We start from the raw sequence: 23,338 nt of genomic DNA on the forward strand, positions 1-23,338 counted from the left end.
ATAAAGAGAGTCTGTTATGAAAATAACACATTGGGTCCATCTTGTATGGTTGTTGGTAGCTGGGGGAGCTTTTCTCGCAGGGCGAAGTTTGTCGGGCCCCGCTTCAGGAGAACAGTCCGCCCAGACCGCTCCCACTCGCTCAACGGCTGCACGACAGCAGTCGACATCTTCATTGAGTCGAAGCGATAGTTCGGTTGGGGGTGGTGAGTCGAATGCATCTTCGGGTGAGTGGATCCCCGGATCGGGCAAAGAGTTGAATCCCGAGGCGATGGCGGAAGCTTTGACCACCATACTCGGTGAGCCTGATCCTCTGAAGCGTCAGCGGGAGTTTGCGACCTTGCTGGAATCGTTGACGAAGGAAAATGCGGCAGCAGCAGTGGAAGCTTTCGAAAAAATGCCGCGGTCGGGTTGGAGTTATGGGCATGAGTTTACCTTGCTGACCAATGCCTGGGGCAGGCTCGATGGTCCTGCCGCTACCGAGTTTGCCATGGCGCGTGAAGGCCGTGGACGTGAGTGGGCTCTGGGTTCGGTGATGTCCGGTTGGGCCTCCGAAGATCCTGAGGCGGCCAGGCAGTTTGTTGCTGGAATCGAAGGGGAAGGGGAGCGGCACACCCTGATGCGGGGATTGGTTACCGGAACGTCCCAACGCGATGTGAATGCTGCCACGGCTCTCGTTTTGGAGTTGGAAGATGAAGGACGCGCGCAGGATTTGATGGGTCATGTGGCCCGACAGCAATTGATGCAGGGTTTCGAGCTAGCGTCTTCTTGGGCCGATTCGCTCCCGGAGGGGCAGGTGAAGGGGAGTGCCTTGCATTCATTGGCGAATGGTTTTGTCAGAAGCGATCCTGAGCAAGCAGCGCTTTGGATTGGACAGTATGCGAATGATGAGCACGCCACTGGCGCGGTCGGTGAAGTTGCAGAAGAATGGGCAGAGCGGGAGCCCGAATCCGCAGTGAGCTGGGCTGCCAGTTTACCCGAAGGGGAAGGCCGCAATCGCGCCATGTCGGAGACGATGTGGGAGTGGGCGGGGCGTGACATCGTCGCGGCTGGCGAGTTCTTGGCAAGCTCGCCGCAGGGAGAAGATTTGGACCATGCCGCAGGTTCTTATGCTCGTCGGGTTGTTCGGGAGGAGCCGGAATCCGCTATGGAGTGGGCCTTGGCCATCGGCAACGACGAGGTGCGCCGGGATGCAATCATCAACACTGCCCGGGGATGGATTGAGCATCACCCTGACTCTGGTCAGGAGTGGCTCTCCGGTTCGAATCTTCCTGAAGATGTCGTGGCCGAGATTAACCGCCCCCGCGACCGACGTCGCCGCTAGAGAAGTGAGAGGATGAGAAATGAGTCTATGAAGAGTTCTATACAAAGATGCGGGGCGATGGCGTGTTTCGCTTTCTTGATTGGCCAAGACGGAAGGGCACAAGTTGTTCGGGAGTGGACTTCTGCCGACGGGCGCACCCTGCAAGGGGCCTATCTCGAGGGTGACGAGGAGAAAGTGAAGTTGAGAAAACGAGGCGGGACTGTGGTGGAGATTCCCTTGAAGCAGCTTTCGAAAGAAGACCGGGAGCTGGTTTTGGAGAAAGTGGAAGCGGAGCAAGAAAGAGCAAGGGAAGCCAATGGCGAGCTGGAAAAGGAAAAGCTCTTAGCCGGCCCCTTTACCTATCAACTATCGGATGGACATGAAAATTGGCCCGAGGACCGAAAGAAGCGAATCGTGGACGCCATGGAAGCAGCGGTGATTTACATGAACAAACACGGTAAGTTTAAGAAGCATGTCTATGCCAACAACAGCCCGGGAACACCCACCGCTGATGCGAACTTTGACGGTTGGATCAACTGGGGGGGAAGCATTAGCCGACGAGTCGCGCTACACGAGTTTTCCCACACTTTGGGAGTTGGCACTCATCCCAATTGGAGGAAGAACATTAAGGATGGCAAGTGGACCGGCGAACATGCACTCACCCAGCTTCGGGAGTTCGATGGTCCCGACGCTGTTCTGTATGCGGATCGCCAGCATTTTTGGCCCTATGGTTTGAATTTTGACAACGAGTCTTCCGAAGTCAACGACCTGCGCTTTGTCAAAATGCTTGAGGCTCTCCGCAAAGATATGGGGCTGGAGTGAAGCCTTCTTCGGCCTGCATGCTTTCGACAGGCGGATGCCCGTTACTCAAAAACCAACAGCGAAACACCTTGTCGGGGAAGTGTAAGGGAGAGCCGGGTGTGGTCGTCGCTCACTTGAAGGGTGGAAGTGGTCTTTATCTGAGCCAGTTGGCCCGCTGATTTGAGTTCAACGAGTTGTTCGTTCGTCGGTTCCTGCGGCGAACCGAGAGCCAGCCAGAGATTGTAAGAGTTGCTGTGTTGTTCATCGATCCGGAAGTGGCTGAGCTTCTTGTTCCTCGCGGAATAGCCATCGAGTTGGAGGGTGATGCGAGCGTCTGCGCCCGGGACGTCGAAGTCGTGATAGTGCCAGAGCATAATGGCGAGGCGCTCTCCGGATCGAGTGGCTACCGCTGAGACATCAGGGCGGCCACGCACACCCTGTTTGAGCATTTCGTCGAGAGATACCTCGCAATCGCTACGCACGAGTAGACGGTCACCCTTTAGCTGGGACATCATGCGAAAGGTATTGAGTACGGGCTTGTCGATGCCCCGGGTGGCAAGTGCCCGGAAGCCGGCGAAATAGGGTTGGTCCTCGAATTCGAAGGCCCACGTGAGCGCGCCCTCCAGATTGACGCCACGGCGGGTAGCGAGATCGAGCTTGCGGGGGAAGCTGGCAGCGGTGTAGCTGGAATACATCGTGCCATTGCGGTAGGCCAGATTCGGACCTTGGCACGCGGCACAGCCTTCGGGATCTGACTCGCCAATGACAATTGGGGTGTTTTTAAGTTCCGGAAACTGGGCGATGACGGCAAAGGCACGGTCGATATCGCGTAGTTGATTGGCGATTCCCATTTGCACGTGGCCGTCTCTGTGTTGGGGCGCTCCTTTGGCATGGAAGGACAGAAAATCGAGCGGGGTGCCCTTTTCTCCGGTCGCGTGGTTCTTTCCTTCAAGACAGTGTTTGATATATCTTTCCAAGAAGTCTCCTCCCGGTCCACCTGCGACATCAGGGCCTCCGACCTTGGCGTTAGGAATGGCTCGGCGCACTCCGGCCAAAGCATGATCATTCAGCTTCATGAATTCCTCGGTGGTTCCTCTCCAATAGCCGATGTTAGGTTCATTCCACGTCTGCCAATACCAGTTCGCAACTTCGTCTTTCCCGTAGCGTTCCAGGCAGTGCTTGGCCCATTGGTAGCAGAGCTCTTCCCACTTTTGATAATCTTTCGGAGGGTAGGTCCATCCGGTATAGATCTCGTCGTAGCTGGCCCTTGGTGTCCAGTGGTGACGGTAAGGGGTTGGCTTGGAGGAAAGAGCTTCAGGCATAAAGCCGAGCTGCATGTAGGGTCGCACATCATTCTCGAGGTAGGCATCGATGATGTCGTCGATAATGGTGTAGTCGTAGATGGGATTGCCCTCCTCGTCTTCGGTGTAAATGTTGGTCGAGCCCCATTTCAGAGCTGCGGTGCCATCTCCGGTCGTGAATAGATTGTGAGCGCGAAAGTAGACGTTCTTTGGACTCATCTCGCCAAGCTCTCCCAAAAGTGAGCGCCCGTCCTTCATCGTGGCGTAGTTGGGTTCGTCGGCCCCAAAGAAACGCCAGATGGGTTTCCACGAAGTGAGCGGTTTGTTCGTTTCCACAGTGATTTGGACTTCAAATGGTTCGGCGGCGAAGACTGGGGTAGCCAGCGAAAGACCGGTGATGAGGGGCAAAAGGTGTTTAAACATGGTTTCGGAGATGGTGGTGGTTGGAGTGTTTTTTTGGTTCTCTCGGTATTGTTCGAGTCGCTGATGATGGAGCCGCTTGATGCAACCTTGCTCCCAAGTGGTCTCGCAGTGAGAACGACAATGACTCGAGCCTTACCCTCGGTTCCCGTGGGAAGGATGAAGAGTGTTTTCTTCCAAGTTTATGTCGCTAATATACAAAAGGACCTTATTTGTTTCCTTTTATACTGGGGTTGAAGGGGGTATTTTTCATTTTTCGATGCGGTTAGATACAATTATGGTTCCCCCGAAGGTGTATTGGAAGATCAGCTCAACCGGCTTCCACTTTGTTCGATGGAACTATCAACGCAACGGAGTATTCGAGTGCTAGGACGGCTGAAACCCAAGAGCTGTTAGAAGTGAATCTTCCTATCGCTAAAGTCTGCTACAGGTCAAACAAGCTGGGAAGCCAGAGGCTAAGCTGAGGGAAGAAGGTGACGAGGAGCAGAACAAGAATCATCATGGCCAACAATGGGAGGAGGGGGCGCACCACTTCCGTAACGTTGACCTCTGCGATCGACGAGCCGATGAAAAGCAGCGAGCCGACTGGAGGGGTGCAGAGACCGATACAGAGATTCAGAACCATGATCATACCGAACTGAATCGGATCAATTCCGAGAGGGATGACGACCGGTAGGAATATCGGGGTGAAGATAAGAAGTGCCGGCGTCATGTCCATGAAGGTGCCCACTACCAACAGAATGAGGTTGATGATGAGTAGGATGACAATGGGATTATCCGATAACGAAAGTAGGGCTGCGCTGATTGCCTGAGGCAGGTGAATATAGGCCATCAGCCAAGACATTGCGACCGAAGCAGCGATGAGAACCAAGACCATGGAAGTGGTGCGCGCGGCTTGTAACAGGACCATGGGGATATCCCGCCAGGCGATGTCACGATAGATCGCAACCGCTAGGATTGCACTATAGAGCACGGCAACACCGGCAGCCTCCGTGGGCGTGAACCAACCCGCGATGATGCCACCCATAACAAGGAAAAGCAGAAGTAGACTGGGCGCCGCAGCAAAGAAGCTCTTGGCGATTTCCCTAAAGCCAACGCGAGCCTCCGTGGGATAGCCCCGGCGCTTGGCATAGAAGAAGGCGGCCGCCATGAGGGATAGTCCGACGAGTATGCCTGGTATATATCCGGCAAGGAAAAGGCTTCCGATGGAAAGGCCTCCGGCTGCAAGCGAGTAGACGATGAGCCCGTTGCTGGGGGGGATGAGAAGCCCGGTGGTGGAAGCTGTTAGATTGGTGGCGGCGCAGAAGGCGCGCTCGTAGCCAGCCTTGGTCATGCGGCCGGTCATGGCTCCTCCTACGGCAGAAGCCGCAGCTCCAGCGCTGCCGGAAATGGCTCCGAAAATCATGGAGGCGGTAATGTTGACGAAGGACAGTCCACCCGGGAGCCAGCCGATGCAGTTCTGAGCAAAACGGATCAGCCGGCCCGCGATGCCCGGCGAGTTCATGAATTGTCCGGCCAGGATGAAGAGGGGAATTGCCAGGAGGACAAAGCTATCGAGGCCGCTCGCCACCCGTTGTGCGATGGTGGTCAGGGCTGGATCGAGAGGAAGAAAGACACACAGGGTCAGGGTCGTTGAGCCGATAATGGAAAAGGCCACTGGAACGCCCAGGATCAGCATGATGGCGAAGCTGAGGGACAGGACAAGGACGGGAAAGATTTCCATGATTCAGTCGGTGACGGTTTCGGGGTGGGAGTGTGGGGAGGTCATTTGCTGAAGACAGGAGATGACCATGATGAGACCGCTGGCAGGAATGACGGCGTAGACCCAGATCATCCCGATGCCGAGCGCGGGGCTAGTCTGCTTCAGCTCGTGGGCGAGATAGGCCAAACGGGCCCCGCCAAAGACGAAGACGCTGAGAGCAATGAGGAGTACGAAGGCGGGAATGAGACGTTCCAGTTGAGCGCGGTGTGCGGGCCGGGTCTTCTGAAGAAAGTAGTCCATGCGAAGGTGGAAACCTTCTCCGACTCCAAAAGCCGCGCCGAGGCATCCCAACCAGATGAGAATGAATCGAGCGAGTTCCTCGGTCCAAACGCTGGGGTCACCTACAAAGAAGCGAGTGAAGATCTGCCAGAGAACGTCCAGAGCCATAGCTGCCATGAGGGCAACGAGCAAATGCCGGAGGCCCTTTTGTAAGGAATTGTCGAGGGTCTGCAGATTCATGGTTGGCGAAGGGGTTCAATCCGGCGGTAGAGCTTTGGTTCAGTGGCTTGAAAGTCCTGATAGAGAGGTTGCACGGCCTCGATGAATGCGGCTTTGTCCGGACGATGAATGGTAACGCCTTGTTTTTGCAGTTCGATCAACGCGTCTTTCTCGGCTTTGGCCCAGAGTTCGTGTTGGTAGGCGACTGCGGCTTTCAATGATTCACTGACCCAAGCCCGTTCTTGCTCGCTGAGCCGGTTCCATGAGGCGGCGCTATAGGTCACCACATCGGGAATCGCGCTATGTTCGTCGAGGGAGAAGTAAGGTGCGATTTCATAGTGCCGCGCAGTAACCAGAGAAGGAGGATTGTTTTCGGCGGCATCGACAACCCCTTGCTGCAGTGCGGTATAAAGCTCTCCCCAAGAGATGGGTGTAGGCGAGGCTCCGAGGGCGCGAACGGTGCGAATGGCCATGGGACTCCCCAAGACCCGGACCTTAAGACCCGCGAGATCCTCTGGTGTACGGACGGGAGCGTCCTTGGTGTAAAAGCTACGGCTTCCGGAATCGAAGTAGGCCATTCCCCGCAGTCGGTAAGGCAAGCCTTCCTCCAGAAGGCCTTGACCAAATTGACCCGAAAGAGCGGCCAAGCGTTGCTCCCGATCCTTGAAGAGATAGGGGAGTCCGAAGATTTTAAATTCCGGAATGAAACCCTCCAAGACCGCCGCGGAGGTAACGGTCATGTCGAGACTGCCGATTTGAAGAAGCTCCAGGCACTCGCGATCGCTACCCAGTTGCCCGCCTGGATAAAGAAGGGCTTCCATCTTTCCCCCCGACTGTTTCGCCAACTCTTTCGCAAAGAACTCGAGGGCCTGATTGTTGGGGTGGCTGGCATTGAGTGGGTGAGCGATCCGGAGGGTAGTCGCCAACGATCTGGAGCCGTCCTTGCATCCGACGAGTTGGAGAGCGGTGATGAAAAGCAATAGAACCCAAGACCGCCGACGGAAGCGGGAGGTAGAACGGCAGGCGAGTAAGTATTGAGGCATAGCGAGTAGTTAGGATTTTTCCGCATGGCGGAGTCCGTGCATAAGCCCGCGAATCTCAGCCAGACCACGGGTGCGGCCAATTGCTGGGTATCCGGGGGTGATGCCAACGGGCTTCTCCAGGTCGTCCATCATGACCTGTCCATGGTCAGGACGAAATAGAATTCTCCAGTCGTCACGTCCCTCGCTCTGACGTCGGTCCTGTTCTCGCAGCAATGCATGCACGATGCCGGCCATGTCAGCGGTTCCTTCAAGCTGACCACTCTCGTGGAATCCACCCTCTTCTTCGCGTTGGGTGTTGCGGAGGTGGGCGGCATGAATGCGAGAAGCGGAGAGCTCAATGATTTTCAAAAGATCGTTGTCGGAGCGTGCGCTGAAGGAACCGCTGCAGAAGCACAAGCCATTGGCCGGACTATCAACCATGGCAAGAATCTGCGCGACATCATCGAGTGTGCTCACGATGCGGGGAAGGCCCAATACTGAGAAGGGAGGGTCATCGGGATGGATGGCCATGCGGATGCCACATTCCTCGGCGACAGGAATGACGGCTGTTAGAAAGTGCGCCAGGTGGCCTCGGAGTTTCGCCGAGTCAATTTCACTGTAGCGGTTGAGCATATTTCGAATGTCGTCGAGAGATAGGCCCCACTTTACCCCCGGAAAAACATCGATGATGCTTTGGATAAACTCTTGTCGAGAAGTTTCGTCCCGCGATTGCCACCATACCGCAGCCGCCTCCTGTTCGGACTCGGAGTAGCTGTCTTTTGCGTCGGGTCGGGCCAACGCGTAGAGCTCAAAGGCCGCAAAATGGATGGGGTCGAAGCGGAGGCAGCGTGCGCCACTCGGTAGGGTCCAGTTCATATCCGTGCGCACCCAATCGAGCACCGGCATGAAGTTGTAGATGACGGTTTCGATACCCGCCTCCGCGAGATTTCGGAGGGTCTGGGAATAGTTTGCCAAGAGGGTGGTGACTTCACCTTGCCCGGTCTTCAAATCCTCATGAACAGGCACCGATTCGACCGCGCGCCAGACGAGCCCAGAGCTTTCAATGAGGGACTGGCGTGCGCGAATGGTCTCTAGAGGCCAGACTTCGCCATAAGGAATTTCATGCAGGGAGTGAAAGAGCGAAGTGGCTCCCGCTTGTCGAATATGACTGAGCGGAACAGGGTCGTTTGGGCCAAACCAGCGGAAGCCTTCCCCTAAAAATTCGCGATCGTGAGAGAGCTTCATGAGTTAGACACCTGAGAACGCGATGAAGCCGCCATCGACGGGCAGAACGGTCCCAGTGACGAATTTTGAGGCGTCGCTCAAGAGATAGTGAAGGGCTCCATGCAGCTCATCCGCCTGACCGAAACGATTGAAGGGGGTGTTCCGTATCACCTGCTGCCCTCTTTCCGTATAGCTTCCGTCCTCATTCATCAGCAAACTGTGGTTCTGCTCACTGAGGTAAAAGCCCGGCAAAACTGCGTTGACCCGGACCTTCCCTCCAGTCTTTCGCGCCAAGTCTACGGCGAGCCAGCGGGAGAAATTTTCGACCGCTGATTTGGCGGCTGAATATCCGACTACCCGGGTGACCATAAGGGGAGCTGAGACCGAGGAGAAGTTGACGATAGAGCCACCGGACTCGAGCAATGCGGGGGAAAAGACGAGGGACGGTAGGACCGTGCCATTTAGGTTTAGGTCCACCACCTTGCGAAAGGCTTCAAAGTCGAGATCGGTGAAGTCCTGCTCTGGAGTGATGGTGGCCTTGGGCATGTTGCCTCCTGCGCCATTGAGGAGACCGTCGATTCGGCCCCATTTCGCGAGCACCTCGTCGCGGGCTCTTTCCAAGGAGGTTCGATCGAGAACATCAGCGATCACTCCCATGCACTGCGCCTCGGGCGATTGACTGCGACACTGCGCCAAGGCCTTGTCGTTCTTCTCCGCATTGCGTGCAAGGAAGACGACGCGTGCACCTTCGGCGGCCAGGTAGCGGGCCGCCGACCCGGTGAGAGTTCCGGTCGCGCCAGTGATGACGACAACTCTATTTTTGAGATCAAAAAGCTGATTCATGAGTGGCTTTATTCCGGCTGGATTTCCTCGACAAGGTAGAAGGCTTGCCCAACGGGAGGGGTGGTATCCGTGAAGATTTCGTTCTCGGATGAAGGTTGCTTGCTTTGGACTTCGAGGGTGAAGTCGAGGAGGTCGCTGCTACGAAGGAGGCGATAGCTTTTGGCGACATCGAGCCCGCTAGCCCTAATCTCGAACTCACCTGATGCGTTCAGCCCAATTGCCTCGGCAAGAAGAGGGGCGTCAATGGGGAAGGAGTTTGCATCCAAGGGATCGGAGCCTTCGGAGAGTTCGACATCGTCATCGAAGCCGTCCCCATCGGTGTCCGCGAGAAGGGGATTCGTCCCAGCTTGAAATTCGGCAAGGTTGTCGAGAGTGTCGGCGTCGCTTTGGTCTGCCGCATCTTCCGGGACCTGAGGATCGAGACCGTAGCTCAGTTCCCAATCGTCAGCCATCCCGTCGGCGTCCGCATCGAGCGATAGAATGCGCAACGAGACTTGATCAAAGGCGATATTGCGAACGGTGCCCACTCCTGCTCCCAGATTGTCGTTGAGGTTTCGGGCACTGAGAACGATGTGCACTGAACGGGTGCTGGCTGGCGGGTAAGCTGGGAAAGTGAGTCGCTGCCAATTGCCGACATTTCCCCGACTCGCGAAGGACGCTTGGCGACCGAGGTCTGTTCCTGAGGCATCAAGAAAGCGCATTTCAACGATGCCCAAGTCAGACGGATCGGAGTCGAAAACATCGAGACTTATCAAGATGGAATTGGGCTCATTGTCGATGTCCGTCGCGAGGGCTCTGATATCGACTGTCTGTTGGACGGACATGGTTGCGGCATTTCCGCCCTCCAGTGTCGCAGCTTCGATATCAGGATTTGGCGACTGCCGGTTCATGGTGAGAAATTGTAGTCCTTCGTTGGAAAAGCCCGGGTCTGCCGTGCTTCCGACTTCGAAGCCGTCGGCGACCCACGCATCGTTGGTGAGTGTTGTCCAGCCTGGGAAGTTACCCGAAGAAACCGGATCTCCGATGAGAGAGGTGGTTACTAGACCTTCTTCGAACCCACCGTTGACGATTGTGACCGGGGAGCCGGGGAGACTGAGCTCTTCGTTAGGGTCCGAGCCGTAGACGACCTCCTGTCCGTCGTTGAATCCATCGAGGTCGGAGTCTTCAGCGAGTGGGTCTGTGCCTGTGTCCGAGGGGCTTTGATAGTTGCCGGTAAAGGTTTCCACTCCGTCAAGTAGTCCATCGTCATCGGTATCGGGATCGAGAGGGTCGGTGAACTCATTGTATTCGTCGGAGTCGCTGAGACCGTCGTTGTCGAAGTCGGTGGTGAAAGAGTCATTCGGGCCTGCGACATGGCTCAGGTCCGTTACCGCATCATTGGGGTCCGCGTTGATCAGGGTTAACTCATAGTCATCAGGCAGTCCGTCGCCATCTGAGTCTTCATTCGTGATTTCCGCACTGAAGAGGTCGAAGTGAAGATTGGTCGCGGAGCCTCCGGTTCGGTTGGTCGAGATATTGATGCGAAGGGAAACCGCATCGGTAGGCACCGGATCGATCAGAGAGGAGAGAGTCCAAGGGGCGTTGACGGGATCGTAGGGGGTGCCGTTCGGAGCCACGTTGGGCAGCTCTCCCGTAGTGGCGGTGGCAATGAGTTCACCGGTGTTGTCCAGATAGTCAACCGTCACGGTAGCGGAATCGTTATTGTCCGTGTCGCTATAGAGAAAGCTCAGATTGAGAAAGGCGTCGCCGGATTGCACCAGGGCGAGATCAGATGAATCGATGGCGGCTTCCTGGCTCAAGGTCGAAGTTGCGGGTTGGGCACCCGCTGCGCCGGCGAGTCGGTTTGCACTCAAGTAGAGCAAGCCAGCCCCAGGCTCGGAAGGGTCTTGGGGGAAGGAGCCTCCTCCGGTGCCATCTTGAAGAAAGAAGCCCGCCTCCGTCGCACTGCTGTCGGTCCACCCCGCAATTGGGGTTAGACTGGAATCGCCGTCGAGCCCGGACTCAAAGCTGGGATTGATGATAGGCAAAGGAGCCGCTTGAGCGACGAGGGAAAGAGCCGGGCTGAGGCCGAGAAGGTGACGGAATGTCAGTTTTGGAAGAGAGTTCATGGTTGCGTCATTGGGGGGGGAAGAGTTGATGGAATGGGGGAGCGAAACAGCGCCCCCGCTGAGGGGGCGCTTTTCTGGGGAAAAGAAAAGACCGACCGAAAAAGGAAACCTATACCCAAAAACGGTCGGTCTTATTCTGCTTGGAATCGATAGAAACGAACTCGCGCTAGCGTTTTCGGCGGAGGAGCGAGAACAGCCCCAAGCCGCCCAAGAGAGCAACACTCGGTTCCGGGATGATGGAACCGGTAAAGGCATCGAAGTGGGTGTTGCCTGCTGAACCACTGGTGCGGTCGTTGACGATTTCAATTTGCAGAGAGCGTGCGGAGGCTGGGACTGCGCCAGAGAGTGAGCGGGCGGCCCACGGCGCATTGCCAGTGCCATCGGCGGCAGTTGGGGTGATCACACCCGTGGTGAGCGATGTTCCGAGGAGTTCGGAAGTTCCCGCGATATCGGAATAGAAAGTAATATTCACCAGACCAAGGTCGGCAGGGTCGGAGTCTGAAAACATGAAGTCCAGATTGACCGTGGCAGTGCCCAGGTCGACTAAAGAGGAGTCGGCAGAGATATCAACAAGCTGCACGATGGTCGCAGGGTCTGAAGTGGAACCGAATCCGCCTGCGAGCCGGTTTCCCGAGAGCCAGTTGCTGCCTTCCGCGGCCGCATCTGGATCGATTGAAGAGTGAGTGAGGCCCGCGGTGGTGGTGAACCAGTCACCGTTCCCCGAGGTTCCGGCGGAAGTGATGGTCCAACCGCTTGCACCCAAGACTGCCGATGCTCCCGAAGAACCGGGCGTATCTGCTTCGAAGCTTGGGTTGACGATGAGGAGGGAGGCTGCGGATGCATTTGAAGCCAGGACTACTGCCAAAAGGCAAGGCGTCGCAACAGCCGTGGACTGAAGGAAGCTTTTGGGAAGGTGTTTTTTCATGGAGTTTTCGCGGGTTGGTTTTTCTGGTTTTTTGGGAACATGACAACAAACGGTATTCTGAAGCCGAGTAGGAACTCAGCTAGCGGAACTCATCCGTTGATCATCTTTGAAGCAGCAGTGTCTGGAATGGATGGCTTGCGCTCAACGGAAATTATGCGCATTGTTTCTAGCGATTTGCGCAAATGAGTTCTGTTCCCAAAATCGCTGTAGTCTACCCGGCCTCCATTCCTTGGATGGGTCAATTTTTGGATGGAATCCGGCGCTTTTCAGGCCCCTTGGGAGGGTGGCGCCTCTACACCACTCCTCCAGCCCTGGCTTCGACCGGAGAGCGAACCTTGGCAATTTCATCATTGGTGGGTTGGCAGGGTGATGGGGTGATTGCGGTGGTTAGCAACGAGGAGGAGGCGCGCGAAGCAAGATTGCTCAAGGTGCCTATCGTGAATATTTCCAGTTGGGAAAAAGAGAGTTTCGGGTTCCCGCGGGTCGGCGTTGACAACTTTCAAGCCGGGCGGCTCGCTGCGGATCACTTGCTTTCGCGGGGGCTGAAGAATCTAGCCTTTATCGGATGGGACGGTGTCTACTACTCGGATCTTCGTCGCATGGGATTTATTGGACGAGCCCATGAACTCGGGAGCGAGGTCAGTGAATTGTTGAAGCATCCCAACGAGTTCGATGAGGAGAACTGGGGGCAGCGTCTGAGGGTCTTGTCCCACTGGATTCATCAGCTCCCCAAGCCGTGCGGAGTCTTCGCCGTGCATGACTATCGAGCCCAATTGGTGATCGATGCCTGCGATGTGGCTGGGGTTCGCGTTCCGCAAGATGTGGCAGTTATCGGAATGGATAATGATGTCATTATCTGTCGTCACTCTATGCCAACGATCACCAGCATATCTCGAAATTCTGAAGAAGTCGGCTGGCAGGCCGCCGCCTTGCTTCATAGGCTGATGGAAGGCAATGCGGACCTAGCAAAAGATGAGGAAATCAGAGTGCCTCCGGAATGTGTTGTGGCCCGGGAAAGCACCGACACTCACTATCACGGAGATGAAGTCGTTCGCGTTTCGATACGATATATTGAGAACCGACTGCGCTATCCTTTCAACGTGGAAGAGGTCGCCAATCATGTCGGAGTTTCCAAACGCAAACTCGAGATGCGGTTTCGCGACTGTGTGGGCAAGTCTCCCCATCAGTTCATCACCGAGGCACGGGTTGCTCGTGCCCGCGAGCTCCTGAATCGTCCCGGGGGGCAGTCACTCCAAGTGATATCCGAGAACTGCGGCTTCGTCAGCTATTCGGCATTTGTCTCGTCCTTTAAGAGAGTGACCGGGGTGTCGCCCAAGGAGGCTAGGAACCAGAAAACGACGGGAGAAATTAGTGAACTCTGAGCGCTACTCAAGACGCACGCGAAAGAAGCCGAGGTCTTCGGAAAGGGTGATTGGGCGAGTGACTTCGAGAAGATTTCCCGTCCCGATTTGAGCCTCTCCCAGCTCTAGCCAAGAGTCGGCCGAAAGCGACGGTGAGAATTCAATCTGGTAGGTGCGACCCGTCACCGAATCAGTGACGCTAAGATGAAGGGCGGCTTGGTTGCCCTCGATATGGGACAAGGTGAGTCGAGTTGCTTCGAGCTCCTCATCTGTGACAGGTGGCAGCTCAGCTCTTGGAAAAATGAGGACTCGGTCGATGAAGACGGTGTTATCACCCCCGTGGTTATTAGTTCCCAGGAAAGCGATGGTGTGACTCGCGGCGCTGGCGGTGAAATTGCTTTTCTCTAACTCATACCCGCTGTTGGCCTGCGAAGGGGAAAAGCTATCGAGGAGGACTCCGTCGAGGGTGAGGTCGAAAGTTTGGCCTGTCTGTCCGCCGGTCTTATTTTGCCGTTGTGAGCAGAAGAAGCGGACCTCGTAGCTGATGCCTGGCGTGAGTCCGCTCAGTGTCTGAGAGCAGCTTGCCTCGGATTGGAGAAAGGCGACTTGAGTGCCCTCGGGAGCTTCGCTGTTTCCGTTAGTGAAGCCACTGTTGTTTGTCGTGACGCCAGCGCTGGTAAAGGCCCATCCGGCATCTGCAGGGGTATAGAGATAAGAGGTGGTGGAAGGGGATTCGAACCCACCGTTTACGGGAGCGAAGGGAGGGAGTGAAATCTGGTCCAAAGGCGAACTCCCGGACTCGACCTCGATTCCGTCCAGATAGCCATCTTCGTCCGTGTCTGGCATTCGAGGGTCTGTCGTGGCTACGAATTCGTCGTTGTCGTTTAGTCCGTCGTTGTCGAAGTCCGTCACAAAGGTGTCGTTCGGACCCGCGATGTCGGTCAGACTTTCAACTGAGTCGTTTGGATCGTCGTCAATGAGGAGCTGTTCGTAGGAGTCGGGGAGTCCATCTCGATCGAGGTCGGCTTCGAATTGAGCAGAGAAGGAGTCGAAATTAACATTGGTGGCCGAGCCCCCGATGCGATTGGTGGTAATGTCGATCCGAATGGCGGTTGTGCCGCTGGGGACGGAGGATGCGAGTTCGATTTTTTCCCAATCGCCATTGCCGGGTAGGACGCCGCTGGAGATCGAGTCGATAGGGCTGCCGGAAGAATTGAGAAAGTGGGTGACGACCTCACCAGTGTCATTGGAATCACCGTCCTGATAGTAAAAGCTGAGTGTCCAGAGAGCGCTTCCATTTTGGCCCAGGTTGAGGTTTTCGCCATCCAAAGTAATGGTTTGGAAAAGGGTTGACGATGCGGGCTGGGAGCTAGCTCCTCCGGCGAGTCGGTTGGAGCTGAGGTAGGTGCTACCGCCTTGTGGTTGGGAGGGGTCGCTAACCGAGCCGCCGGCACCGTCTTGGAGCCAGAATCCCGGGTTGGCCGGATTGGAGTCGCTCCAGCCATTGATACTGGACGAGCCATCGGTTCCCTCGAAGTCCCCGTTGTTGAGAAGACGCGGATTTTCAATGGTAACGAGAATGGCGAATTGTTGGGTCCAAGCGCTGCCTTGGGAATCATGAACAGTGAAGTCGAAGCCCGCACGACCCACAGAGTTGTTGGTGGGGGTGAATTTGACAATGGGTCCGTCTGGATCGGGAGTGATTCCGTCGGAGGCGAATTGCTCGGTGGTTCCTCCTTTGAGATGGTGAAGAGTAAAGGTGGGTGAGGCCGTAAAGCCATCGGTGTATCTGTGGAGGTCTATGAGCTGAGTCGAGGGTCGGGAGCTGGTGCCGCGCGGCATCATGGCGTGTGGAACGGCCTTGAAATGCAGATATTCCTCGAGGTGGGTGTAGCCGACAGGGGTGCCAGCGGGGAAAAAGGTGCTCGCGAGTTGGGTGGAGGTGAAGACGGTATTGTTGTTAGATGAGGTCACGGGATAGGAAAGGCCGTTTCGACCATCAAGTGAGAACTCCCAAATGTTAGGAAGCCCGTCGCGGTCCTCATCGATAGGGGGAGCGGTGCTGTTGAGTGTTCCGATCCCACCGTTGGAGACACCGTAGGCGTCGGCGAGGTGTTGCTCGCCATTGTTGGGACGGTTGGGGTCTTCGCCGCTTACTTTTCCGTCCTTTTGCACGAGAACGCTGTATTGATTGACGACGCTGTCGATGAGCAGGGTATCGGGCTCGTCACGAAGAGGAGCCGGGTGATTGGCATCGTAGCGCAAGGGGCCAACCGAGGAGATCACTTTCTTGTAGGCCGTGGGAGCATCGTCGATGGTGACGGTCGCGAGTCCAGCCGCACCAGGAAAGCGGCTGTTGGATTTGGCATAGCGGTTTTCTCCCTCTGCATCGCCGGGAGAGAATTCAGTTCCGGAGACGATGGCGTAGCCGAGGTCGGTCCCATCAACGAGCCCGTTGTCGTTATTGTCGAAATAGGTGTCCTCGAGATAGAGGCTAAAGTTGGGTTGACCATTGGAGGCAACACGTGCCTTGGAAAAGGCTTTGCTGCGAATACCGTAGCCATCGTCGGGGTCGTCGATGGAGAGGTAATAGTTGCCAATGGCGTTGGTCTTCCAATTGGCGGGGGTGGTGGAATCTCCCATGATGAAAGGTTCGCTGCGCCAGTGGAAGGTGACGTTGTTGATCCACTCGAGGACGCCGTTGGGGCGGGCTTTGGGATTGCGGGTCTTATGATGGGCCCAAAGGGAGCGGAGGCAGGAACCGTTGTTGAGGTCCCAGAGACCACCCGCATTGTGACGCTCCATGCCCCAGGCCGAAGAGGAGTTTTGCATCGTGAAATTGTTCACGTTGCCGCCAAAGAAGGAGAAGTTCTCGTCGGTGCTGAACATCATGGAGATGTGGTCGAGCATTACGGTGTGGGCAGAGGAGGCAATGTTCAGGCAATCACCGCCGGTGCCGTTGCGGCGGTGACGGATTCGGAAATGACGCACGACGACATTATCACCGCTGATGAGCATTCGGCCACCGGTGAGGCTAATGCCGTCTCCCGGGGCGGTCTGGCCCGCGATGGTGACATGGGAAGGAACGTTGAAATTGGTGTCTGAATTGACCGGAATGTGACCACTGACAGCGAAGATAATAGTGCGTCCGGTGGAGGGTGCCGTGTTTAATCCTTCGCGGAAACTCCCGGTTCCGTTGTTGTTGAGATTAGTGACGTAGTAGACGTCGCCACCACGACCTCCCGCTGCAAAGGCGCCGAAGCCTTCTGCCCCTGGGAAAGAGGGGATTTGTGCGGTGAGGGGCAGCGAGAACAGAAGGGAAAGGAAGGGGAATCTCAAGGTTCGAAATCTATGGCGACTCAATTTTGATGAATAGGATGTTTCGGTATGATTATGTGGAAAGTTGAGTTTTTTTACCTTTAAGAGTTTCATTCGGCAAAGCGTGAATCCTGTTTCTGTAAATGGTAATAATGCGACATGGATTAGGGGTCTTTGCGCGTGAAAGACATGAATTTTCTCTGGCGTGAAGTTTCTGGTTGTGAGTGCTAGTCCTGCTTGCTAGTTCCCAATTTGGACTCGGATGAAAGCGATCTGATTTATTTTTTTCTTAAGATAGAATGATATATTGGTCTTTCGAGGAACGTTTGATTCGACGGGAGAGCGAGGTTCTTCAGGAATTGAGCTCCTCTTTCATCCTTCTCTTTTGATGCGTAATGAGAAATTTCTTTGCCTTTGTTAATTGTGTTTTTTGGACGTTTTCAGCTTACTTGTCTGCTGGACCTCCCAAGCATTTGAGCTATGAGAACTTGCCGATGGGGGAGGTCGTTCGCCCTCTTGTTTTAAGAACCTATATTCCGAATCTTCATTTGGGTTCGGAGGTGTTGAAGAATCATGGAGAAGGACGAAAGACCCCTCGCTACTCTCCTGCTACCGGTTTGCTTTCGCCGATTTATGACAAGCCGGCTTTGGGCCTCCCTGCCGCAATTGCCGTCAATTCCGGTCCTTCTTTTTCCTATGTTTGGGATACCACCGAATGTCGCCTGCTCTATGTCTGGCGCGGAGGTTTTCTGGATATGGAGCCTTATTGGGGAACGCCGGAAGAAGGGCTTCGCAAGAAGAATGACTACGTGCCGCGTCTAGTGGGGGAGTTGTTCTACAAGGCGAATGGAGAGCACCCCTTGCGGGTTGCGGGGAGAGCTCTAGAGTCGGTTCAATACGCAGGGTTTCGCCGCACTCCTGCAAATCGAGTCGTATTTGATTTCGTTGCCAACGGGGAAAGGGTAGAGGAGGAGATTCTTCCGGGTGCCGAACCCATGTCATTCGAGGTGCGGTATCGGAGTTCGGCTCAACTGGACTATGAGATTGCACCCGAACTGGGAAAGATTGTCTCGTATGAGGAGGGAATAATGAAAGTTTCCTTCACGGCAAATACCCGCCAGATGTTTGAAGGGTATACCCCGGAGAAAGTGGAGATTGTGGCAGCCAATGCGGAAGATGGTGAGCGGCTTTATCAGAATATGGGGTGCTTTGCCTGCCATAGCCGTGATGGGAGTAAGGCACACGGACCCTCATTTCTTGGTCTCGCGGATAGCGAGCGAGTTTTCGCCGACCATTCGAAGAGTTTGGCTGATACCGCCTATCTCAAGCAGTCGATTCAAGACCCGAATGCCAAGGTAGTGGAGGGGTTCGCGCAGGGCCTGATGCCAGCCTATTCCCTCAAGGACAAGGAAGTCGAATCTCTGGTGCTTTTCATCCAATCTCTCAAGTAGTTCTCAAATATGAAATCCATTTTCTATAATGCTATTGCCTTGTTAGGCGGCTGGTCTGGTCTTGCTCGAGGTTATCAAATTGAGACCGTATCCTTTCCCGAAGGGGTGCCGGTCGAGGTGGGCGCCATTGAGTTCGCCGCAACGGGCGAGCTCTATGTGGCTTTGCGTCGCGGCGATATCTTTGTCGCAACTCCCAAGGAGGACCCCACCGAGTTCGAGTGGAGACTTTTTGCCTCCGGCTTTCACAATCCTTGTGGCATTCATGTGGTCTCTCCCGGGCATCTCTACATTGCCCAGATGGCGGAACTCACTGAGGTGATCGATGACGACCAAGACGGGGTCGCCGATCGCTATGTCGCACTGTCGACTGAAATTGGGTTAAGTGGAAATTATCACGAGACGATGGATCTCTGCCCGGATGGTGAAGGGGGCCTCTACCTCGCTCCCGGGACAGCTTCTCACAACGGACCGACCTTTACCACCACCCGGGGAGAGTTTGCGGATAGTGGCCGGTTGGGACGCAACTACTCTTCGGTCAAATGGAGAGGATGGATTCTGCATTGGCAACGGGGGAAAGAGCTGGAACCCGTTTCCTCGGGTTACCGGATGCCCAATGGCATCGAGCGTTCACCGAAGGGGGAGATCTGGTGCGGCGACAATGAAGGCGACTGGCGGGCTTCATCGCCAGTCTATCATGTGACTCCGGATACCTTTGCCGGGCATCCTTCCAGCCTGGTGTGGGACTCTCGCTTCGAGGGGATCGAGAACCCGTTGAGGCTCCCTCGACTGTTGTTAGATGATTTGTGGAACAAGCCAGCCTTTCAGCTCCCGCGAAATATGATCAACTCCTGTGCCGAACCGACCTTCATCCCTGAGGATGGCGCATTACGGGACTTTGCCGGTCAAATGTTGATGCCCGATCAAAGCGGCGAGCGCATCCTACGATTGATGCCTGAGTGGGTGGATGGCAACTATCAGGGAGCGGCGACTTTTTTCATTGCCGGTGCCGGGTTGAATCGGGGCAACAACCGGCTCGCGTTTTCACCCGAGGGGGATGCCCTTTATGTCGGGCAAACTGGCCGGGGATGGGGGAAATTGTCCGAGGGCTTACAGCGTGTTTCCTTTGGCAAACAAGAGTCCTTCGAGGTCCGTCGTTGCGGTCTGCAGGAGGATGGTTTCGAAGTGCTCTTCACCCAAGCTCTGGAAGAGGTTTCCGCAATTACCATCGAGCGCTATCGTTATTCCTATGGATATCGCTATGGAGGAGAGGAGATCGACAAAGTGGAGTTGAGCCCTAAAGTCATTCGAAAAGAAGAGAACGTGCTGCATCTGGGACTTTCCAAGGACGAGCTACTTCCAAACCACGTCTACCGGATCAATCTGAAAGCAGTCACCAGCGAAGAGGGCCAGAGGTTTGACAATGAGCTGGTATATAACCTCAATCGTCTCCAGCGACCGAGAGGAGAAGTTGAGGCGACAGTTGCTGTCGAGAAGGGCGAGAAGGCAAAATTCCGCGTGGAGGTGGGGGGAGAGCTCTTTACCGAGTATCTCACCGAAGGTTTTTCCAACCCGATTCTCTATCCCATTTTCAATGAGAGGGGACAAGGAATGACCCGCGACTGGCCGGTGACCTTGGAAGGTCGAGCTGGGGAAAGTCATGATCATCCACACCATAAGTCGCTCTTCATCGGACATGAGGATATCAATGGTGTCGATTTTTGGCACGATACCCGCGAGGGAGATGGTCGCATTGAGCACGCTCGCACGATTGAGACTCGTGGCGGCGAAGGGAGAGCTCTCATTCGAACCTTTAATCTTTGGAAGGATGCTGAAGGAGAGGTGATCTGTAGCGATACTCGTGAAATGAAGTTCGGGGAATTGGATGGAGTCCGCTATCTCGATTTGGAACTGAATGTTCACGCCAGCCATGGCGAGCTCGTCTTTGCCGAGAAGAAGGATGGGGTGGTGGGACTACGCACTCATCCCGACCTCAGGCTCACGGCTGCTCCGGAAGTGGGGGTGGACGAGGTCTTTGGCCAAGCTGAGAATAGTGAGGGAGTGACCGGGAAAGAGGTCTGGGGAAAGAAAGCGAATTGGGTTCATTATTGGGGCGAGATCGACGGTCAAGCGGGTGGGGTTGCGATCTTGGCTCATCCTGAGAGTGCGCGGGAACCGACCTGGTGGCATGCAAGAGATTACGGGCTGGTGTCCGCCAATCCCTTTGGTCCTGTCAAAGAGGGCGGAGACGGTGAACTGACTTTGCCGGAGGGAGAAAGTCTCACCCTTCGCTACCGCTTCCTCTTTCATGGGCGGGAGAAAGAACAAATCGATATATCAAAATTTTACGCAGCCTATTGCGCTGAGCCCATTCCGCCACGAACGGTCTGTCTCGCTATCCCGGAACAAGCACCGTTGATTTCCACTGAGGAAGAGACTGATGTGATTCCACGCGGCGGGGTTATTGCCCGGGTAAACCGTCAGGTCCGGGGTCAAGCTCCCTCAGACGTCGTGGTCAAAAGCCATGGTCTTGTCACCGGTGAGAAGATTTACGCCGACCGGGACTATCGCTACCGCAAGATCCCGGAGTTCATCGTGGGGGGAGATGTGATGGTTAGTCACAACGATGACAAGCGTGGTGACAAGGAGGCGAATTATACCGTCACTCTCGGCCAACCGGGTATGCTCTACCTCCTGGTCGACGAGCGATTGGAAGGAAAGCTGGATTGGATGGACAGGGAAGCTCTGAAGTTTGAGAAAACGAACCATCGGGTTGAAACCGATGGCGATTTTAATTTTCTCGTCTACGAAGCTGAAGCGGACCCCGGCGAGTATCTCCTTGGAAAGCAGACGGGAGCGAGCTTTTACACTCTGGTCGCAGTGAACCGGGACTGAGGCTGGCTACCTGGTGTTAGGCAGGGCCTTGTAGATAGAGTCTCGAGGTTAGCTTTGGGTCTTGAACATTTTCATCTGCGAGACCCTCGAGTCCCCCTCCACAGGGGAGAGGTTTTTTTGGGTCGAGCAGATTGTTTGGCGACGGTGTTAGAGCGCGGCATCGATCTCGCGATAGGACTTCACCAAGTCAGCTGCCGTGCCTGAGATGCCGTGTTCAAGACCGAAAACGCCGCGGTAGCCCTTGTCGCGAATATGCTTGGTCACATTCGCGTAATTGATTTCGCCTGTTCCGGGCTGTTTACGTCCGGGAACATCCCCGTATTGAATGTAGGCAATCTCCTCCCAGCAATCGTTCGTGTTTTTGATGAGGTCTCCACCGGTCTGCTGCTGATGATAGTAGTCCGCAAGCAGTTTGCACGAGGGACGATTGACGAGCTTGCAGAGGTCGAAACCGTCCTTGAATGTTCGCAGCAGAACAGGCTTTCCGCTCGAGGGATGAGAGAGGGGTTCCAATACATAGATGAGGTTGGCTTTCTCGAAGATGTCGCTGCATCGGTTCAGTAGGTCCACGCATCCTTTCATCTGAGCTGGAAGTGGTTTGCTCTCGTCACGGGAGCCGGGGATTAATGTGAACCACTTGTGACCGACTCTCTTCGACAATTCCACTGCGGTGTGGCAATCTTTTATGATTTGGTCGACCTGTTCTTTCGTGGGGTCAAACCAGCGGGCACCGCTGCCGGTCGTGACCACGCTGACACCCATGGTCATTTGGTTGTCGCGCAAAAAGCTCCCGATCTTTTCTTGGTCCGAGACAGGGCGACGGGTCAGCCAGTTGTCCTCCCACGCTCGGAATCCGTTCTCGTATGCTTTCTTCATCGCATCGAGGTAGCTGTCGATTGTTTCACCGCCTCCAAAGTGGCTTGCGTTAGGTGCAAAAAGCGCTTTGAAAGGCGCTGTGGTTTCGGAGGTCTCGCTTGCTTCCTGAGCGAGTCCTTTGCTTGCGCCGGCCAATGCAAGGGCAGTACCAGTAGTGGTGATGAAGTTTCGTCGTTTCATGGTTTTTAGTAAGAATATGAAGGGCTTGTGATGCTTTGAAGAGAGAAAGGAGAACTGCTGAGCGAACCTACTTACCGGCATGCGCAGGTGACTTGAGACTGCGTGCGAGGGAGGAGTTCGGGAGTTGCCGGATGGCGTCTGCGACGACGCGGGCGTTGAATGTCGCGCCACGGGAACTGGTGTGGGTGTGGTCGGTTTCGCAGAAAATCTTGTCCACCTCGTCTTTCTCCATTTGGTTGAATGCTTGGCAGAGGAGGGCGTTGAGTGGGATGAATGATGCTCCCGTTGCTTGCGCGGCTTCTTTAGCCCACTTCGCATAGGCAGTCTCGTCGGGGTGAAACTTTCCATCTGCTCCTCGGATGTTGCGGGGAATGGGAGAGCAGACAATAGGGGTGGCTCCTCTGTTGATACTCTCCTGGCAGTATTTTCGGAGATACCAGCCGTAGGAGTGCACCGCTTCCTCTTTCCCAGTCTCCTCGACCACCCCGGAGGTGCTTTCGTCTCCATTGCCTTTGATGCTGGCGCGAGGGCGATTGCCGCTAAACATCTTTCCGCCATCGTTGTGGCCAAACTGAATGAGGACGAAGTCTCCTTTCTTGAGCTTGGTGAGCACTTCTTCCCAACGACCTTCCGTAAGAAAAGTCCGGCTGCTTCTGCCCCCAAGGGCTCTGTTGGTGACGGTCATCTGATCGCTATCGAATTGTTCGGCGAGAGGGTCGCCCCAGCCTTGTTGGCCCCGCGTGTTGTTGCGAACGGTAGAATCTCCAATGATCCAGAGAGTGGGTTGACCTGATAAACTGAAAGTGAGAGCGAGAAAGAGAAGGAGTCGGATATACATGAGTCGAAAAGAACAGCCTCGGCAATCCTAGGCGAATCGCCTGAGCCGTCTAGGCGTGGAGTCCGGCCTTTTGTGTGCGAAGGCGACAGAGAGAGCGCGATCAAGGAGGTGGTTGTCGCTATTTTACTCAAAAGGCTAGGCAGGCCTCCTAGTTTCTCAGGCTGCGATGCGTTATGATTTTAGACCGCGCTTCTTGAAGCCTCCCTCGTCATTAGGTCGTCCGGCTGAATTTCAAACAGTCTAGGAATGGATTTCTGCCGGGGCCTTTCCCTTCAAGA

At 55.3% G+C, this 23,338-nt stretch carries 16 protein-coding genes; 5 read left to right on the plus strand and 11 right to left on the minus strand.

All coding sequences use genetic code 11. From position 1 onward, the window contains the following. Nucleotides 1-16: 16 nt before the first annotated feature. Nucleotides 17-1,321, plus strand: a complete 1,305-nt coding sequence (locus IE099_RS19450; RefSeq protein WP_189574055.1) for a hypothetical protein — start codon at nucleotides 17-19, stop codon at nucleotides 1,319-1,321. A gap of 27 nt (nucleotides 1,322-1,348) precedes the next feature. Continuing rightward, nucleotides 1,349-2,122 carry an SHD1 domain-containing protein gene (locus IE099_RS19455; RefSeq protein WP_189574058.1) on the plus strand — a complete coding sequence of 258 codons (774 nt, stop codon included), beginning with the start codon at nucleotides 1,349-1,351 and terminating at the stop codon, nucleotides 2,120-2,122. A gap of 41 nt (nucleotides 2,123-2,163) precedes the next feature. On the opposite strand, the gene IE099_RS19460 is transcribed toward IE099_RS19455, so the two are convergent. From IE099_RS19460 to IE099_RS19495, 8 genes are all read right to left on the minus strand, one after another. Then, nucleotides 2,164-3,825: a GH39 family glycosyl hydrolase gene (locus tag IE099_RS19460; RefSeq protein WP_189574061.1), complete on the minus strand. Its 1,662-nt coding sequence runs from the start codon at nucleotides 3,823-3,825 to the stop codon at nucleotides 2,164-2,166. A 421-nt stretch (nucleotides 3,826-4,246) separates the two neighbouring features. Next, on the minus strand, nucleotides 4,247-5,545 hold the full coding sequence (locus IE099_RS19465; RefSeq protein WP_189574064.1) for a TRAP transporter large permease: 1,299 nt from the start codon (nucleotides 5,543-5,545) through the stop codon (nucleotides 4,247-4,249). A 3-nt stretch (nucleotides 5,546-5,548) separates the two neighbouring features. Next, the gene (locus IE099_RS19470; RefSeq protein ID WP_189574067.1) at nucleotides 5,549-6,043 is read right to left on the minus strand and encodes a TRAP transporter small permease; all 495 of its coding nucleotides are present in this window, start codon (nucleotides 6,041-6,043) and stop codon (nucleotides 5,549-5,551) included. Next, nucleotides 6,040-7,065 carry a TRAP transporter substrate-binding protein gene (locus IE099_RS19475; protein ID WP_189574070.1) on the minus strand — a complete coding sequence of 342 codons (1,026 nt, stop codon included), beginning with the start codon at nucleotides 7,063-7,065 and terminating at the stop codon, nucleotides 6,040-6,042. Before IE099_RS19475 ends, IE099_RS19470 begins: the two co-directional genes overlap by 4 nt. 9 nt (nucleotides 7,066-7,074) lie before the next feature. Continuing rightward, nucleotides 7,075-8,289, minus strand: coding sequence for a mannonate dehydratase (gene uxuA, locus IE099_RS19480; protein WP_189574073.1), 1,215 nt, complete (start codon nucleotides 8,287-8,289; stop codon nucleotides 7,075-7,077). Nucleotides 8,290-8,292: 3 nt separating this feature from the next. Next, complete coding sequence (locus IE099_RS19485; protein ID WP_189574076.1) at nucleotides 8,293-9,111, minus strand: SDR family oxidoreductase; 819 nt, start codon at nucleotides 9,109-9,111, stop codon at nucleotides 8,293-8,295. An 8-nt stretch (nucleotides 9,112-9,119) separates the two neighbouring features. Further along, nucleotides 9,120-11,219 (minus strand): hypothetical protein, encoded by a 2,100-nt coding sequence (locus IE099_RS19490; protein WP_189574079.1) that lies wholly within the window; start codon nucleotides 11,217-11,219, stop codon nucleotides 9,120-9,122. Nucleotides 11,220-11,385: 166 nt separating this feature from the next. Beyond that, nucleotides 11,386-12,144 (minus strand): hypothetical protein, encoded by a 759-nt coding sequence (locus IE099_RS19495; RefSeq protein WP_189574081.1) that lies wholly within the window; start codon nucleotides 12,142-12,144, stop codon nucleotides 11,386-11,388. A gap of 182 nt (nucleotides 12,145-12,326) precedes the next feature. Here IE099_RS19495 and IE099_RS19500 point away from each other — a divergent pair, with 182 nt between their 5' ends. Then, nucleotides 12,327-13,526 (plus strand): AraC family transcriptional regulator, encoded by a 1,200-nt coding sequence (locus IE099_RS19500; RefSeq protein ID WP_189574084.1) that lies wholly within the window; start codon nucleotides 12,327-12,329, stop codon nucleotides 13,524-13,526. Between the two features lie 3 nt (nucleotides 13,527-13,529). On the opposite strand, the gene IE099_RS19505 is transcribed toward IE099_RS19500, so the two are convergent. Further along, complete coding sequence (locus IE099_RS19505; protein ID WP_189574087.1) at nucleotides 13,530-16,844, minus strand: hypothetical protein; 3,315 nt, start codon at nucleotides 16,842-16,844, stop codon at nucleotides 13,530-13,532. Between the two features lie 428 nt (nucleotides 16,845-17,272). Here IE099_RS19505 and IE099_RS19510 point away from each other — a divergent pair, with 428 nt between their 5' ends. Further along, on the plus strand, nucleotides 17,273-18,274 hold the full coding sequence (locus tag IE099_RS19510; protein ID WP_189574090.1) for a c-type cytochrome: 1,002 nt from the start codon (nucleotides 17,273-17,275) through the stop codon (nucleotides 18,272-18,274). Nucleotides 18,275-18,283: 9 nt separating this feature from the next. After that, entirely contained in the window at nucleotides 18,284-21,166 is a 2,883-nt protein-coding gene (locus IE099_RS19515; protein ID WP_189574093.1) for a DUF6807 domain-containing protein, read from the plus strand. A gap of 147 nt (nucleotides 21,167-21,313) precedes the next feature. On the opposite strand, the gene IE099_RS19520 is transcribed toward IE099_RS19515, so the two are convergent. Beyond that, on the minus strand, nucleotides 21,314-22,222 hold the full coding sequence (locus IE099_RS19520; protein ID WP_189574096.1) for a TIM barrel protein: 909 nt from the start codon (nucleotides 22,220-22,222) through the stop codon (nucleotides 21,314-21,316). Nucleotides 22,223-22,289: 67 nt separating this feature from the next. Beyond that, complete coding sequence (locus tag IE099_RS19525) at nucleotides 22,290-23,060, minus strand: rhamnogalacturonan acetylesterase (RefSeq protein ID WP_189574099.1); 771 nt, start codon at nucleotides 23,058-23,060, stop codon at nucleotides 22,290-22,292. Between the last annotated feature and the right edge of the window lie 278 nt (nucleotides 23,061-23,338).

The organism is Roseibacillus persicicus (genome assembly GCF_014651675.1).
In the GTDB taxonomy this organism is placed as follows: Bacteria; Verrucomicrobiota; Verrucomicrobiia; order Verrucomicrobiales; family Akkermansiaceae; genus Roseibacillus; species Roseibacillus persicicus.

Bases quoted from the DNA above. Each gene is read 5' to 3' on its own strand.
- IE099_RS19490 (WP_189574079.1), bottom strand. From the start codon at position 11,219: ATGAACTCTCTTCCAAAACTGACATTCCGTCACCTTCTCGGCCTCAGC.
- IE099_RS19515 (WP_189574093.1), top strand. From the start codon at position 18,284: ATGAAATCCATTTTCTATAATGCTATTGCCTTGTTAGGCGGCTGGTCT.
- uxuA (WP_189574073.1), bottom strand. From the start codon at position 8,289: ATGAAGCTCTCTCACGATCGCGAATTTTTAGGGGAAGGCTTCCGCTGG.
- IE099_RS19495 (WP_189574081.1), bottom strand. From the start codon at position 12,144: ATGAAAAAACACCTTCCCAAAAGCTTCCTTCAGTCCACGGCTGTTGCG.
- IE099_RS19485 (WP_189574076.1), bottom strand. From the start codon at position 9,111: ATGAATCAGCTTTTTGATCTCAAAAATAGAGTTGTCGTCATCACTGGC.
- IE099_RS19475 (WP_189574070.1), bottom strand. From the start codon at position 7,065: ATGCCTCAATACTTACTCGCCTGCCGTTCTACCTCCCGCTTCCGTCGG.
- IE099_RS19470 (WP_189574067.1), bottom strand. From the start codon at position 6,043: ATGAATCTGCAGACCCTCGACAATTCCTTACAAAAGGGCCTCCGGCAT.
- IE099_RS19460 (WP_189574061.1), bottom strand. From the start codon at position 3,825: ATGTTTAAACACCTTTTGCCCCTCATCACCGGTCTTTCGCTGGCTACC.
- IE099_RS19520 (WP_189574096.1), bottom strand. From the start codon at position 22,222: ATGAAACGACGAAACTTCATCACCACTACTGGTACTGCCCTTGCATTG.
- IE099_RS19500 (WP_189574084.1), top strand. From the start codon at position 12,327: ATGAGTTCTGTTCCCAAAATCGCTGTAGTCTACCCGGCCTCCATTCCT.
- IE099_RS19465 (WP_189574064.1), bottom strand. From the start codon at position 5,545: ATGGAAATCTTTCCCGTCCTTGTCCTGTCCCTCAGCTTCGCCATCATG.
- IE099_RS19455 (WP_189574058.1), top strand. From the start codon at position 1,349: ATGAAGAGTTCTATACAAAGATGCGGGGCGATGGCGTGTTTCGCTTTC.
- IE099_RS19450 (WP_189574055.1), top strand. From the start codon at position 17: ATGAAAATAACACATTGGGTCCATCTTGTATGGTTGTTGGTAGCTGGG.
- IE099_RS19525 (WP_189574099.1), bottom strand. From the start codon at position 23,060: ATGTATATCCGACTCCTTCTCTTTCTCGCTCTCACTTTCAGTTTATCA.